General features: G+C 32.0%; 13 protein-coding genes. 3 read left to right on the top strand and 10 right to left on the bottom strand.

Features of this window, described 5'->3' with window-relative positions:
* Positions 1-49 precede the first annotated feature (49 nt).
* Positions 50-1,624: a sensor histidine kinase KdpD gene (locus tag Q0770_RS13685; protein ID WP_299117905.1), complete on the top strand. Its 1,575-nt coding sequence runs from the start codon at positions 50-52 to the stop codon at positions 1,622-1,624.
* A gap of 4 nt (positions 1,625-1,628) precedes the next feature.
* Complete coding sequence (locus Q0770_RS13680) at positions 1,629-2,333, top strand: response regulator transcription factor (protein WP_188375302.1); 705 nt, start codon at positions 1,629-1,631, stop codon at positions 2,331-2,333.
* Positions 2,334-2,364: 31 nt separating this feature from the next.
* On the opposite strand, the gene miaA is transcribed toward Q0770_RS13680, so the two are convergent.
* The 9 genes from miaA to Q0770_RS13635 all read right to left on the bottom strand — a co-directional run bounded on the left by miaA (position 2,365) and on the right by Q0770_RS13635 (position 13,420).
* The gene (gene miaA / locus Q0770_RS13675; RefSeq protein ID WP_299117904.1) at positions 2,365-3,285 is read right to left on the bottom strand and encodes a tRNA (adenosine(37)-N6)-dimethylallyltransferase MiaA; all 921 of its coding nucleotides are present in this window, start codon (positions 3,283-3,285) and stop codon (positions 2,365-2,367) included.
* Entirely contained in the window at positions 3,275-4,162 is an 888-nt protein-coding gene (locus Q0770_RS13670) for an ion transporter (protein ID WP_299117902.1), read from the bottom strand. Before Q0770_RS13670 ends, miaA begins: the two co-directional genes overlap by 11 nt.
* Positions 4,163-4,187: 25 nt before the next feature.
* Positions 4,188-6,134, bottom strand: a complete 1,947-nt coding sequence (locus Q0770_RS13665) for a DUF3857 domain-containing protein (protein WP_299117900.1) — start codon at positions 6,132-6,134, stop codon at positions 4,188-4,190.
* Between the two features lie 77 nt (positions 6,135-6,211).
* Positions 6,212-8,158: a DUF3857 domain-containing protein gene (locus Q0770_RS13660; protein WP_299117898.1), complete on the bottom strand. Its 1,947-nt coding sequence runs from the start codon at positions 8,156-8,158 to the stop codon at positions 6,212-6,214.
* 2 nt (positions 8,159-8,160) lie between these two features.
* A complete protein-coding gene (locus Q0770_RS13655; protein ID WP_299117979.1) occupies positions 8,161-9,525 on the bottom strand; it encodes an exonuclease domain-containing protein in 1,365 nt (454 codons plus the stop codon).
* Between the two features lie 67 nt (positions 9,526-9,592).
* Positions 9,593-10,261, bottom strand: a complete 669-nt coding sequence (locus Q0770_RS13650; protein WP_299117896.1) for a YggS family pyridoxal phosphate-dependent enzyme — start codon at positions 10,259-10,261, stop codon at positions 9,593-9,595.
* Between the two features lie 2 nt (positions 10,262-10,263).
* A complete protein-coding gene (locus Q0770_RS13645) occupies positions 10,264-11,502 on the bottom strand; it encodes a DUF1015 domain-containing protein (protein WP_299117894.1) in 1,239 nt (412 codons plus the stop codon).
* A 12-nt stretch (positions 11,503-11,514) separates the two neighbouring features.
* Positions 11,515-12,402 (bottom strand): 3-hydroxyacyl-CoA dehydrogenase family protein, encoded by an 888-nt coding sequence (locus Q0770_RS13640; protein WP_299117892.1) that lies wholly within the window; start codon positions 12,400-12,402, stop codon positions 11,515-11,517.
* Between the two features lie 58 nt (positions 12,403-12,460).
* Positions 12,461-13,420 carry a Gfo/Idh/MocA family protein gene (locus Q0770_RS13635; RefSeq protein ID WP_299117890.1) on the bottom strand — a complete coding sequence of 320 codons (960 nt, stop codon included), beginning with the start codon at positions 13,418-13,420 and terminating at the stop codon, positions 12,461-12,463.
* 152 nt (positions 13,421-13,572) lie between these two features.
* On the opposite strand from Q0770_RS13635, the gene Q0770_RS13630 reads away from it, so the two are divergent.
* Positions 13,573-14,214 carry a protein-L-isoaspartate(D-aspartate) O-methyltransferase gene (locus tag Q0770_RS13630; protein WP_299117888.1) on the top strand — a complete coding sequence of 214 codons (642 nt, stop codon included), beginning with the start codon at positions 13,573-13,575 and terminating at the stop codon, positions 14,212-14,214.
* Here the strand turns inward: Q0770_RS13630 and Q0770_RS13625 are convergent.
* Positions 14,211-16,034: a Xaa-Pro dipeptidyl-peptidase gene (locus Q0770_RS13625; protein ID WP_299117886.1), complete on the bottom strand. Its 1,824-nt coding sequence runs from the start codon at positions 16,032-16,034 to the stop codon at positions 14,211-14,213. The genes Q0770_RS13630 and Q0770_RS13625 overlap by 4 nt on opposite strands.
* Positions 16,035-16,190: the final 156 nt, after the last annotated feature.

The following is a 16,190-nucleotide window of genomic DNA, read 5'->3' as shown; positions in this document are numbered from 1 at the left end:
AAGGTTAAACACAATTTATGCTAAATGTTAAAATGTTAAATTTGAACCGATGAACAAAAAGCTTTTCGTGTTATTGGTGGTATTAATGAGCCTATCACTCATTGGTATAATTTTCGTTCAGTCATTTTTTATAAATAAGAGTTTAGAGAATGAGCGTCAGCAGTTTACATTAAATGTAAAACGGTCTTTGAGTTTTGTTTCAAAGTCTATTGAAGATATAGAATTTAGAAATTATTTCGAAAAAATTCAGCCCTATCTTCAGGACTCTAAGGAGCCTGACTCTACGCTTATTCAACGTTTATTTGTAGCGTTAGAAGATGAAGAAAATGACCAAACAATTGTTCATCAAAATATAATTTTAGAAGAGCGTTTTAAAATACCATCATTGTTCTTTGAAATAGATGCAGATAGCATGAGCGTTAGTAAATTAACTAGCGAGCGTGTTACAGAAGTATATAGTAATAGTGCGTTAGACAGAGGTTCTACAACACCTTTAAAGCAATATAGGCAAGTTAATAGTATGCCTACAGATGCTCAAAAATTTTTACAGAAGGAAACTTTTAAAGAACTGATGTCTGTTTACGATTATCCTATAAACAAAAGGATTGGTCCTGAGATTGTTGAAATGTTGCTAAAAAAAAATCTTAAAAATGAAGGTGTTGACATAGATTTTGAATACGCCATATATGATCAAGATCTCTCTACACAAATAAGGAGTGACAATTTCGATAAAACGGTTAGCTCATATGGTGTTCCAATATTTCTAGATAATAACAATGAAAGTACGTTTAATTTATGGGTAGATTTTCCAGAACGTAATAAGTTTTTGATTTCTTCTATTCTTTGGATGATAGTTTTATCAATCATTTTTACAAGTGTAATTATAGTAGCTTATACAAGTGCTATATATCAATTAATAAAACAGCGTCAGATATCGCAGATTAAGACAGATTTTATTAATAACATGACACATGAGTTTAAAACGCCTATTGCAACAATAAACTTAGCTTTAGATTCTATTAAGAATCCCAAAATTATTGATGATAAAGAAAAGGTGTTGCGTTACTTAGGTATGATTAAAGATGAGAACAAACGTATGCATGCCCAAGTAGAAAATGTTCTTAGAATATCTAAGCTTGAAAAAAATGAGCTAAATATTAGTAAGGAACGCTTAAAGCTTCACGACATAGTTGAAGATGCAATGACGCATGTACAATTAATTGTCGAAGACAGAAAAGGCTACATAAAACTGCATCTTGATGCTATAAAATCATCAGTTTTGGCAAATGAAACACATTTTACCAATGTGATTGTAAATATTTTTGATAACGCTGTAAAGTATTCTGATGATGCGCCTAAAATAGATGTTTTTACAGAAAATATTGGTAACAATATTCTCTTAAAAATTTCTGACCAAGGTAGCGGCATGTCAAAACAAGTACAAAAACGCGTGTTTGAAAAATTTTATAGAGAACACACCGGGAATGTACATAATGTAAAAGGTCATGGCTTAGGTCTGGCCTATGTAAAACGAATTATAGACGACCATCAAGGTCATATATCAGTAGAAAGTGAAAAAGGAAAGGGAAGTACCTTTATAATAAGACTCCCATTAATATCATAAGACTATGGAAGAACAAAATAAAAAAATACTGCTAGTAGAGGACGATCCAAATTTCGGAACAGTTCTTAAAGACTATTTAATCATGAATGACTTTGATGTTGTACATGCTAAAAACGGTATGGAAGGTTTTGAAAAGTTTAAAAAAGACGATTACGACCTTTGTATCCTTGATGTAATGATGCCTTATAAAGATGGTTTTACATTAGCTAAAGAAATTCGTGAAAAAAATACGGATGTGCCTATCGTTTTCCTAACGGCTAAAGCTATGAAAGAAGATGTACTTAAAGGTTATAAAGTAGGAGCAGACGATTATTTAAATAAGCCTTTTGATAGCGAAGTCTTATTAATGAAGATAAAAGCAATTATGCAGCGTAAAGCTACTGATAGTGTTGCAGATAGCAAACAGTTTGAGTTTGTTATAGGTAGATTCCATTTAAATTCTAAGCTACGTTTCTTATCTTTTGATGGTGGTGACCCAGAAAAATTATCACCTAAAGAAAACGAATTATTAAGATTATTAGCGCTTCATGAAAATGATTTAATGCCTAGAGAATTAGCATTAACAAAAATATGGAGAGATGATAATTACTTTACTTCTCGTAGTATGGATGTATATATCGCCAAATTACGTAAGTACTTAAAGTTAGACCCAAATGTTGAAATTTTAAACATTCATGGAGAAGGTTTCCGTTTGGTGATAAATAAATAATTAGAATAATCAGTGTTAATTAAAAAACCAGCTATTTAGCTGGTTTTTTTATGCTATTTTCTATGTGTTCTATCACTTCATTTACATTGGTTAGATAATCAAACCATGAAATACTTTCATCTTTTCTATACCATGTCAGTTGGCGTTTTGCAAACCGTCTTGTGTTTTTCTTAATTTCAGATACTGCAAAATCTAAAGTCCATTCGCCTTCAAAATATTTGAATAATTCCTTATAGCCTACTGTATTTAGTGCATTTAAGTCTTTATGCTTCTGCAATTTTTTCACTTCATTTATCAAACCATTTTCTAGCATGATGTCCACACGTTGATTTATTCTTTTGTAAATAGTTTCTCTATCAGCCTTAACACCAATGCTAATAGTTTCAAAAGGTCTCTTTCGTTTGGGGTTAGATAAAAAGCTTGAATAAGGTTTTCCAGTACCTATAGATATTTCTAAAGCTCTAATAAGTCGTTGAGGGTTATCTATAGCAATAGTTTCGTAGCTTTTCTTATCTAGAATTTTAAGTTCTTCTTGTAGGCTTTCTATACCATCAGTTTGTAGTTTTTTATTAAGACTTTGTCTTATATCTATTGGAACTCTAGGAAACTCATCAAGACCATTAATAACTGCATTGGAGTATAAAGCAGAGCCACCAACCATAATTACTACGTCATGTTTTTTGAATAGTTGTTCTAATAATTGAAGAGCATCTTTTTCAAATTGACCGACATTGTAGGTGTCTTTGATTGATATATGCTGAATAAAATGATGTTTTGCACAGCTAAGCTCTTCTTTATTTGGTACAGCTGTGCCAATAGCCATCTCTTTAAAGAATTGCCTAGAATCTGAAGAAATAATCTCAGTATTAAAATAATTAGCAAGTTTAATACTAAGTGCGGTTTTGCCAATGCCAGTAGGGCCAACAATAGAAATAAGAATTTTAGTTCTCATGTAAATGGTCTCCACAATTATGACAAAACTGAGCTTCATCACGATGATTACTTGCTAAGCAATTTGAACATGATTGCGTATTAATTTGTACTTCATGTTTATTAACTTTTGTCATTTCTGAAGATACAATTCCTGTCGGAACGGCAATTATTCCATAACCCATAATCATAATTATAGAAGCTATAAATTGTCCTAAGGGAGTCACAGGCGCTATATCTCCATAGCCCACAGTAGTTAAGGTTACAATAGCCCAATAGACACTTCTAGGGATACTAGTAAATCCGCTCTCTTTGCTTTCTACGAGGTACATTACAGTACCAAGAATGACGCATAGTATCACAACAAATGAAAGAAAAACAGCAATTTTTGCACGACTCGTTTTTAGAGCCCTAACAAAGTTTGTAGATGCGCCTATATATCTAGTTAACTTCAATATCCTGAAAACCCTCATGAGTCTTAGAGCTCTTAATGCTACTAAAGATTGAGAGCCAACAATAAAAAAGGATAAATACATTGGAATAGTGGACAGAAAATCTATTATACCATAAAAACTAAAAATATACTTACTAGGTTTATTTACGGTAATAATTCTTGCTATATATTCTATTGTAAATATTATTGTTACTATCCATTCAGAGTAATAAAAAAAATTGTCAGATAATAGATTTACAAAATCGGCAAAAAATGATTCAGGATTGATGCCAAAATTTTTTGGTGAACAACCATCAGCACAGACACTCTCTAACATAACCAAGATGATGCTAGTAATTATCAGTATTAATAAGCTTAAATCAAAGGTTTTTCCGGCAGGAGTATCAGCTTCATAAATTATTTCATGAAGCTTTTTACGCCAATTATGTTTATTGTTTGTTTTCACGTTTTAAATTTACGAAAAGTAAATTTTACTTTTTTTCTAATACAATTACAGTGTTGTTTTGGGTTTCGATAATCTTACTCATAAAAGATTTTAACGCATCATAATATTCAGATTCATATATAGCTTTGTCTAGTTTTATTCTTGTATAAACAGAGAGCTTATCTCCATTAACTTTAAAAGAAAAAGTAACTAAACCAGCTTTATTAGGTAATACTAAATTTGAATCTTTTGGTAACTCAACAACGCTTAATTTTTCACCCAAATCAATCTCTAAAGAATATAGAAATGCCTGTTTGAATCCAAAATCTATCGGATAGGTTCGCTTTTCTAATTTAAAAGGGTTCTCACTGTAAAATTTATATAAAAACGGATTAAAATAAATTTTGTCTCCTATAAATTCTTCCTCATGAGTTAGTTCTATCTCCTCTGAAAATCTTTTGTCACTTATACTTTTTGAAAGCACTTTGTGGCTTTTTATAGTGCTATTTGATATCTGACTTTTTAAATTCTCTCTATAAAGATTTGCATTTTCATAATAGAGTTTTTTATAAGAATGAGAATTATAACCTATAATATTTCTACTTAGTTTACCACTAATAAGATTATCTTCACCTAGTTTATATTTTATCCCAATTTGAGTGGATGAATAATCTTTTGGAATTATATCTTCCCAATAACTTCCATATTCTATATCATAAACTCTTGCATATTGGTTAAGACACCTAAAAGGTAACTCTCCAAAATTTAAGTATGGCATAGTTGCATCCAAATAATATGTCTGATCTTCTAGAACTAGTTTTATTACTGCATAGTTAAAATCTGTTATTACTGGATAAACTTTTGTGGCTAAACCATTATCTCTTGTGGATAATAACATAGGGTAAGATTCTAAGCCTTGAGAATATAATAGATTTTGAAGTAGTAAGTTAATTTCAAATGCATTACCGCCTTTTTCTTCAAGCAAACGCTTTATTGAAGCGTCATATCTTCCAGATTTTTTATTCCATTTATAATTGTCAAGAACAAACTGATATATGGCCTTAGCTTTTTCGGTATCATCTACAATATTTATTATTGAGCTTGGTAAAATGTCTTTTACCAGTTTTTTCTTATTTATTTGCCTACCAAAATCCGAATCAGCTTTTAACTCACTATCCACATCTTGCCATGTTTTTGAAATTTTCTTAACCTCTCCGTTAAATTGTTTTACTACACTAAGCTCATACTCAATCCTTGAGAGGTAATTTTTTTCCGTAGTCGTATATTTTTCTTCTTTGTATGCAGGAATATCTGTCATTACATATTTATAAATTGCACAATTTGCATTTGCACCTCTTCCTGCCTCTAAACAATTATATTCTATACTACTTTTATTCTCTTTTAATGGTAAAGTGCCTACTAATTTTATGTGATAGTCATAATTGCCAGGTATACTTGCATTGTATTCGCTATAGAGCGATGGGATATCTAGCTGAAAGTACCATGGTGCATATTTATTTATAAAGGAAGTTGTTTTTGTATAACTATATGTTATTACACTACCTACTTTTACATTTGGAAACACTAATTTTACAATTTCGAAATTTTCATTCTTCTCTCTGTAGATAGCACTATCATCCATTTTTGAGACAATCAATTGATCGTTTTCTAAGTTATAGATTCTTACTACGATATTTTTTATGTTTTCTCTAGAATTTTTCCCTATGTAAAGCGGGATTTCTATTTGACCTCTATCTAACCCTTCTTTTGAAAGTATTTTTATCTTTTGTTTATAGTCTATATTTAACCGCCATGTTTTTTTATTAAAGAAAGCATTGCCATAATCATATATTAATATAGCTTCGGCATTAGGGTCTTTTTCAAAGCTATTATTTGTTAAGTCAGTTTTTGTAACATTCATACTTATATCATAATCTTGAGAAAATGATACAAATGAAAGCAAAATTAAAATCCAGAAACAGAGTCTTTTCATATTTAGAAGGTAGTAATTTTAGTCTTTTTTTATGTTTAGTAATATAGTAGTTAGTCAATTTAATCTTATAAAAATACTTACTGTTTTTCTAATATAATTACAGTGTTGTTTTGAATTTCAACAATTTTACTCATAAAAGATTTTAATGCCTCATAATATTCTGGTTCATATATAGCTTTATCAAACTTTATTTTAAAGAAAATGGTCAGCTTATTGTTCTTAGCTGCTGTAGAAAATATCGCTGAGCCCGTTTTGTTTGGTAAAGCAATATTAACAGTGTCTGGTGTCTCTACAATTTTTAAATGATTTTTTAAATCAATTTCCATACTGTATTGATAAATATCTTTATAGCCAAAATCTACGGGGTAAGTTCTTTGTTCTAACTTAAAAGGGTTTTCATCAAAAAACTTGATGAGGAAAGGATTAAAATATATTTTATTATCTATAATATCTGGTTGATGGTTAATTTCTATCAGCTCTTCAAAACTTAAGTCATTTTTTTGTTTTGTCAAAACCTCATGTTTATTTATATCTATGATAGGGTTTTCTTCTCTATATGATGCATAGTAATTCTCAGGATTATCAAAGAAAGCTCTTCTTGTGTTATGAGATGGGTAACCTGTTGTTTTACTATTTATATTGCCAAAGAACGTGTTATCTTCGGCTAATTCTAATTTAAATTTATATTGATGAATAGAATAATTTGGAGCTTCAATATCTATCCAATTACTTCCATTTTTAAAATCGAATTGTCTACCATACCCATTTAGACATCTAAAAGGTAATTCGCCAAAAGGAAGATAGGAGTCTGTGGCATCTAACAAATAAGACTCATTATTTAATTTTAGATTTATTACTAGATAATTAAAGTCTGATATTACTGGATATAGTTTGGTTGCAAACCCGTTTTTTCTGGTTGATAATAGTACTGGCTTTGTATCAAAACCTTGGCTCTCTAAAATGTTTTTTAGCAGTAGATTAATACTAAAAACATTGCCAGTTTTATCTTTTTTTACCTCTCTGATAGTAGAATTACCATTATAATATGTACCGTTCCATCTATAGTTATTTATTACATATTCATAGATGTCTTTAGCTTTTTCTATGCTCTTGTCTAATAATTTAATACTATCAGGTAAAATATTACTTGTAACCTTCTTTTTGTTGCTTTGTTTCCCAAAAAAATTACTAGACTTAAATTCTTTCTCAGCACTTTTCCATGTTTTCGTAATATTTGTAGTCTTACCATAGAAGCTTTTTGTCTTTTTTAATTCAAAATCTAGTCTTGATAAGTAATTATTTGGTGATGTTATATAACTTTCTTCAATAAAAGCCGGGATGTCTTTCATTACATATTTCGTAACTGCACATGACGCTTTTCCACCAGCACGAGTAGTTAAACATGCGTTGTCAATTTCTGATTCTTTACTATCAAAATCCAAAAACCCTACTAGCTTTATATTGTATTCATAATTACCAGGAATACTAGTAATATATTCGCTATATAATTTTGGAATATCCTCTTGAAAATACCATTCTTTAAATTTAAACATGAATGGAGATGTAATGGTATAACTATATTCTATAACACAACCTTCTTGTACATTTGGCATTGGAAATTTAACAACTGAAAAACCTCCTTTATTGTCTACATATATTTCAGATTTCTTTAAAGAGGTTTTGGTTATAATCCCATTTTCTATATTATAAGTAGAGCCTTTAATATTACCAACACCTTCAGAGCCATTTTTATTTCCAAAAATTGGAATTTCAATATTGGCTTTGTTAAACCCATTTTTATTAAGAATTTTAACCTTTCTCCTTATTATGGTTACAAGTTTGAATGATTTATTTTCAACAAAACTTATACCTTTTTCATGCATTACAAATGCATTTGCTGTAGAATCTTTATCGTATACAGAGATTTCTAAATCTGATCTAGTTATTTTAAATTTCTGATCATCGTCTTGAGAAAATGATACAAATGAAAGCAAAATTAAAATCCAGAAACAGAGTCTTTTCATATTTAGAAGGTAGTGATTTTTAGTCTTTTTTTATGCCGCCTTACATAACTTTGAATAATGTGCTGATGATCTTTATTGTTGGACATTGGTGTAATTAATGAGAGTAAAACATCAGTGTTATTTATTTGATGGTTTAAATCAAAGAATCCTAAGCCTTTAAAAATGCCATTTTCTACAACAACGACGCTTTTTTCATCAATATATCTGCCTCTATCAATAATCAACATATTCTTATTTTCATAGGAGTGAAGTTCTATTAAAGCATTCACCTTCTTGTTATAAGAATCAATGGGTTCTTCTTGTATACAGGCTCCATCACATTCTTTTACCTCATATTTAAAACAGCTGGAATTTGTGTTGTATAATCCTATTAGCTTTTGACATAATTCGTATTTGTCAGAGATGCTATGCATAAAGCTTTTAGCACTTTGCCTGTTTGTAAATGTTGTTATAGGTAATTCTTCTCTATTAGCTTTGTCTACTTTGAGATTAATATACCCGTTTTGGTCTGTAAATTGGTATAAGGCATGTGTAAAAATGGTTTTACGTAACGCTCTATTGAGAATGGGTTTGTTCTTTTTAATTTCTTCGCTTTCTTTTAATAAAGCAACGAGTTCACTACCAGTACGCTCATAAGTAACAGAACTAACTAAAGTTTGAATTTTCTTTGACTTAGAGTTTGTACCAGTAAAATGCTGGGTAATTCTTTTTTTTATGTTATTGCTTTTCCCAATATAAATAATATCACCGTTTCCATTATGAATATAATATACGCCAGTTTCTGTGGGCAATTCTTCAATAATAGATTTTAAGTTGGCGGCTATTTTAGATTTCTGTTCTGTTTTTACTGCCTGAGTAATAATTTCCTTTTTAAGGTCTTTATTAAGAAGCATTTTAAAAAGCTTTACAGTGGCTTTTGCATCACCATCCGCACGATGTCTATCACTTATGGCTATACCAAGAGATCTAGTGAGTTTGCCTAAGCTATAAGATGGCATATCCGGAATTAACTGTTTGGATAACTCTACTGTACAAAGCGTTTTTCTTTTAAAAGGGAATCCTAAACGTTGAAATTCTGTCTTCAAAATTCTGTAATCAAAAGAAGAATTATGTGCTACAACAATACAATCTTCAGTAATCTCAACAATACGCTTGGCTACTTCGTAGAATTTTGGTGCATTGCGAAGCATTTTGTTATTAATACCAGTAAGATTGACTACAAAAGGTTGAATTTCTTTTTCAGGATTTACTAGACTAATAAATTGATCGGTAATTTCGTGACCATCAAATTTGTATATGGCAATTTCTGTTATGCCTTCTTCGTTGAATTTTCCACCGGTGGTTTCTATGTCTAGTATTGCGTAAATCTGTCTAGAAATATAATTTATAATTAATAGGAAAGATAGGTGTATTTATAAAAGTATCAAAGGCCATTTAATTGTAATTTCTAGAACCAAAAATACTACTCCCAACTCTTACCATGTTACTGCCGCAGTCAATAGCTAATTTGTAATCGCCACTCATGCCCATACTTAAAGTTTCTAGCTTAAAGTTTAATGTTGTATGCCGTTTTAAATTGTTGAAAGCAGATTTTAAAAATTTGAATTCATTCTCAACCTGTTGCATATTATCAGTAAAGGTCGCCATGCCCATTAAACCAATAATTTTAATGTTTTCTAATTCTGAAAATTCACTTGAAGCGATAATTGTTTTTACATTTTCTTCAGATAAACCAAACTTACTGTCTTCTTCAGCGATTTTAATTTGAAATAAGCAGTCAATTAAACGATCATGCTTTTTTGCTTGTTTGTCTATCTCTTTTAGTAGTTTTAAGCTGTCTACGCCGTGAATTAAATTCACAAATTCCGCCATGTATTTCACTTTGTTACGCTGTACATGACCAATCATATGCCACTGAATATCCTTTGGCATTTCTTCCCATTTCTCTGCCATTTCTTGGATTTTGTTTTCTCCAAAAATGCGTTGACCAGCTTCGTAGGCTTCCATTAAGTCAGAAACTGGTTTTGTTTTAGAAACAGCTACGAGATTAACATACTCTGGTAACTGAGATTTTATTTGACTAAGATTCTCTTTAATATTCATTTTCAAAACTCATAAATGGTAACACCGCTTCTTAATTTTGGTTCAATATAAGTGCTTTTTGGGGGCATTTTTAAACCTTCGTCAGCAATAGCCTTCATTTGTTCTATAGTCGCAGGAATCATACCAAAACCAACTTTAAACTCTCCAGTATCAACCATACTTTTTAAGTTTACGACATCTTTTTTTCCACTTAAATAATCTATACGTGTATTATTGCGTAAATCATCAATTCCTAAAATTGGTTTTAGGATAGTTTGATAGAGTAATTGTGCATCTAAATCATCTAGCGATGTTTTAAAGTCATAATTATGTTTGCGTAAATACAACGAATAAAATTCTCCATCTAAATACATGCTAAAATGATGTGGTTTTGACGGTTTATATGGCATAATGCCGCGATTCTCTATGCGATACATCGTATCTAGCCGAATTAGAAACTCTTCTTTTGTTAATCCGTTTAAATCTTTGATAACTCTGTAAAATTCATGGAGTCTTAATTCGGATTCTGGAATTAGAAAACTCATAAAGTAGTTATAGGTTTCTTCTCCAGAATGATTAGGATTTTCAGTCTTTTGATGCTCACAAAGCAAACTTGAAGAAGATGAACGGTGATGCCCATCAGCGATATAAAGTACTTTCATTTCTGCAAATGCATCAGAAATAACTTTGATATCATTTTGATTATCTATTTGCCAAAGGTAATGTGTGTCACGATATGTGGTAGTAAACTCAAACTCGGCACGTTGCTTCTGAATTTCAGAAATTATGATTGAAATATTATCATTATCAGGATAGGTGAGAAGTACGGGTTCTGCATTAAACCCCACAGTATTAAGATAGTCTTTAAACACAATTTCACGACTTTCGATTGTGTCTTCGTGCTTTTTAATTAAATCATTTTTATAATCTTCAACACTTGCAGCAGCAACAATACCATTAAAGATCTGATGATCTCTATCAACAATACGATAGATATAAAAAGCCGCCTTTTTATCTTGAACAAAAACACCATCTTCTTTAAATTCTTGATATCTATTTTTTACAAGTTGATAACGTTCTTTTCCTGAGATTTCCTTGTCATATTTATAACCAGGATTAACAATATGTAAAAATGAATATGGATTATAATCCAGTCTAGCTTCGCGTTCTGCTTGTGTATAGCTTTGATAGGAGCGTGATGCTACAAGACTTACTTTATCTCTTGTAGGGCGTACAGCTTTAAACGGAATTATCTTGGCCAAATCATTATAGTATTAAGCAAATTGTTTTGCTATTTTCTCTGCTTTTCTACTTTCGGAATAATCGTAAAAGCCTTCACCAGATTTTACACCTAATTTTCCTGCCATAACCATATTTACTAATAATGGACATGGTGCGTATTTTGGGTTTTTAAAACCGTTGTACATCACATTTAAGATAGAAAGACAAACATCTAAACCAATAAAATCTGCTAGTTGTAATGGTCCCATTGGATGTGCCATACCAAGTTTCATAACGGTGTCAATTTCCGTAACACCAGCAACACCATTGTATAATGTTTCAATGGCTTCGTTAAGCATTGGCATTAGAATACGGTTTGCAACAAAGCCTGGATAATCATTAACTTCTGTAGGGACTTTACCTAATGTTTTAGATAATTCCATAATAGTATTAGTCACTTCATCACTGGTGTTGTAACCTCTGATAATTTCAACTAACTTCATGATTGGCACAGGGTTCATAAAGTGCATACCAATAACCATTTCTGGTCTAGATGTTACTGCACCAATTTGTGTAATTGAAATTGAGGATGTGTTTGTGGCTAAAATAGTATCATCAGGACAAGCCTCATCTAGTTCTCTAAATATTTTAAGTTTTAAATCTAAATTTTCTGTAGCAGCTTCAACCACTAAACTAGCATATTCTACACCTTCAGTAATACTTGTAAAGGTTTCTATATTTTCTAAAGTTTCAGCTTTTTCAGCTTCTGTGATTCTTTCTTTGGCTACCATTCGGTCTAAATTTTTGGCAATGGTATCTATGCCTCTTTTTAATGAGGCTTCGCTTATGTCTATTAATTGTACTTTAAAACCAGATTGTGCAAATGTGTGGGCAATTCCGTTACCCATTGTGCCTGCGCCTATGACTGCTACGTTTTTCATTGAAAATTATATTTTGCTCTTATTTTGATAAGAATTTATTTGAATTGTTTTGTGAGAATTAAAACTGATTGATAATCATATTGGCTACACGCAATGCCTCAGTACCATCATGTAGTGTTACTACAGGTTTGGTATTATTATTAATGGCATCTGCAAATGTTTCTAATTCATCTAAAATGGCATTGTTATTTTCTATTTCAGGGTTATCAAAATAGATTTGCTTTTTTATGCCTTCAGCATTTTGAAGAATCATATCAAAATCACCAGGACTTTCAGGTGCATCTTTCATTTTTACGACCTCGCATTTCTTTTCTAAGAAGTCAACAGAAATGTATGCATCTTTCTGAAAGAAGCGCGTTTTTCGCATATTCTTTAATGAAATACGACTTGCCGTTAAGTTAGCAACACACCCGTTTTTAAACTCAATACGAGCATTTGCAATATCAGGAGTTTCGCTAATAACAGAAACACCACTTGCCGAAATATGCTTTACAGGAGAATCGACAACACTTAAGATAATATCTATATCATGTATCATTAAATCCAAAACAACTGGCACATCTGTTCCGCGAGGATTAAACTCAGCGAGACGATGTGTCTCAATAAACATAGGATTTTCTATTTGGTCTTTTACACCAATAAAGGCAGGATTAAATCGCTCAACATGCCCAACTTGTCCTTTTACACCATGCTCAGCTACTAAAGTTCTGATGGCTTCTGCTTCTTCTACAGTATTTGTAATTGGCTTTTCTATAAAGATGTGCTTACCTTTAGCAATAGCCTGTTTTGCACAATCGTAGTGACTAAGTGTTGGTGTTACGATATCTACAACATCTACGGCTTCAATTAAAGCATCAATAGTGTCAAAGTATTTGTAACCGAACTCTTCAACAACTTTTTGAGCATTTTCTGGATCTGCATCGTAAAAGCCGACTAGATTATATTTATGAGATTGATTAAGTAATCTTAGATGAATTTTCCCAAGGTGACCAGCACCGAGAACACCAGCATTTAGCATGTTTTTCTGTTTTTCACAAAAATAATCGTTTTCATTGAAAAATATGAAAATGAGCTTATAAAAAACTATTAATTATATAATGGTTTGAAGATTAAAATTATGTTGGAATTTGCTTTTTGTTGAATTATTTTAGCAACAACTAAACTACCATTTTGAAAGATACATTTAAGCATCAAGGTATGCGCCAACAATTGGTCGAAACACTTGTAAAAAAAGGCATCAAAGACCAAAACGTGTTAGCGGCTATTGGAAAAATTCCGAGGCATTTGTTTATGGATTCAGGATTTATAGACCATGCGTATCAAGATAAAGCATTTCCTATTGCAGCAGACCAGACGATTTCTCAACCATATACTGTGGCGTTTCAATCTGAATTAATGGAAGTAAAACGTGGCGATAAAGTCTTAGAAATTGGAACAGGCAGTGGTTACCAAACTGCTGTTTTGTTAGAACTCGGTGCCAAGGTATTTAGTATTGAGCGCCAACAAGAATTGTTTAAGAAAACTTCAAAGTTTTTACCCAAGATTGGTTACCGTGCTAAGAAGTTAATTTTTGGTGATGGTTACAAAGGTTTCGAAGAAGAAGCGCCTTTTAAAAGTATTATTGTCACAGCAGGTGCGCCTTTTGTACCTAATCCATTGTTATCTCAATTAGAAATAGGAGGACGTTTGGTGATACCAGTAGGTGATGCTATACAAATAATGACCCTTTTTATAAGAAAAGGGCCTAAAGAATTTGAAAAGCATGAACTTGGTGAGTTCCGCTTTGTACCGCTTTTGGAGGATAAGAATTAGTTTACCGCTTTTGAGTAAGCCGATTTCCCACCAACCACTGGTAATGTAATTGAGGTTTTATCTAGTTTAATGGATAACTCCGTTCCTGCTTTTGGATGCAGTGTAAATTCTGGGTCACTAGAGAAAATCATGAAGCCAATTTGCTGTCCTTTTTTAATGATTTGGTCGTCTGGTTGTAAATCAAAATTTACGGTGTAAAACTTCCCGGGTTTTAAATCTTCCTCGTCAGTTAAGGACTTGTAATTCTTTGGGTCAGCCCAATTTCTGGTAATTAAATTGTCAGTAATTTTTCCATCAGCTAATGGTAGAGATACCAAATAAACCGAAAGATTCACTGCTTTTTTACTGCTGCTTAGCGTTACACTTACTTTTGGAACTCCAGAAATATGCAAGTCTTCTTTTAATGGTTTTGTAACATATAATAAACGATTTTGAGATGTTTCAGCTTTTGCCAAATCTTTGTAGCTAAAACTCACATCGTCAATAAGTTTTTCTGTTGCTTTATTTCCTTTCAATATTGTAAGACCTCCAGAAGTGTTTCCACCAGAAGTTAAATTTAAAGTCACATCTTCAGCCTCGGGATTTGGGTAATCTTTATATGCTGTTGGTTTTTGCCTATCATCATATTCTCTTACGATGTAAGCTTTGTTTTCTTCATTATCAATGCCATTGTCAATACCATGTAAGTATTTTGTAAACCATTTGTTCATCATAGATGTTGGTGGCGGTCCACCATGGCCATTTTGATGATAGTATATTGCTGTTGGTAAGCCCATGTCTTTAGCTTTCATGTAAATACGATAGCTATGTTCTGGCATTACATTCCAATCGTTAAAACCATGAGACATCAGCATTGCAGCTTTCATGTTCTTCATTTTTGGTAAATAGTCGCGATTATACCAAAAATCATTCATGTCTCCAGTTTCACGATCCATACCGTTCATTAATTCTGTATCTCTAATCGTTTTATTGTTGTAAGCACGTTTGTCTTCATCACCACTATGTACAAAATCATAAAGCACATCTATATCTTCTCCTAAATAACCACCTGGCGAACGTACCAAACCGTTAGAACGGTAATAATGATAAGATGATGTATTTGGTGCAATCGGTATAATAACTTCTAAACCATCAACACCAGTTGTGGCTGCTGCTAATGGAAGCGTCCCATTGTAAGATGTACCAGTCATGCCAACTTTTCCAGTGGACCAATAGGCTTTTACTTCTTCAGTTCCGTTACGCTCAGTAAACCCTTTTGCTTTACCTGTCAACCATTGTACAACTGCTTTAGGTGCTAACTCTTCATTGAGTCCACCAATTGTAGGAGCACCATCAGATAAACCTGTTCCTGGAGAAGATGAGTGTACAACGATATAACCTCTTGGCACCCATTTTCTTATATGAGAATTTGAAATAATCGGACGTTTCCCGCGACGTGTTACTTCAGGATGATGACGCTCTTTGGCAGATGCTCCCAATTCTATTTTTACATCCCACATGGTTCCAGGTTCGTCACCTGCTACACCAGCAAAATAAGGGCTTGTGACATAAATTACAGGTAATTTTAAGTCTTCTGTTTCTGTTTGTTCTGGTCGTGTCACAGAGACGTGCATGCGGTCTAGTTCACCATCACCATCGGTATCAAATTCTGTTTCTACCCAAAGGTCATGTCTTAAATATTTTGAGGTATCGCTAAAAGCTTCAACAATTTGCGCTTCACCATCTTTAAAAATTGGTTTTGCTTTTTCTTGTGAAATAGATACAAATGAAACTGAAAGAGCTAAAAATAGTATTGCTTTAGCCGAAAATGAATTTTGCATGAGTAAAGGTTTGTGTTAAGGATGCTAAATGTAAGTACTATATCGCAGACCTCAAATGACTTTAAGATTTTGTTGGGTTACTTGTTGATTTTGAAAAGTACAAATCCGAGTACTCAGTCATGTCGACGAATGGAGACATCGCATCCTGCAATATCA

It is taken from the genome of uncultured Winogradskyella sp., assembly GCF_947501905.1.
In the GTDB taxonomy this organism is placed as follows: Bacteria; Bacteroidota; Bacteroidia; order Flavobacteriales; family Flavobacteriaceae; genus Winogradskyella.
The sequence above is the reverse complement of the archived record's forward strand: the minus strand, read 5'-3'. Positions and strand labels throughout refer to the sequence as shown.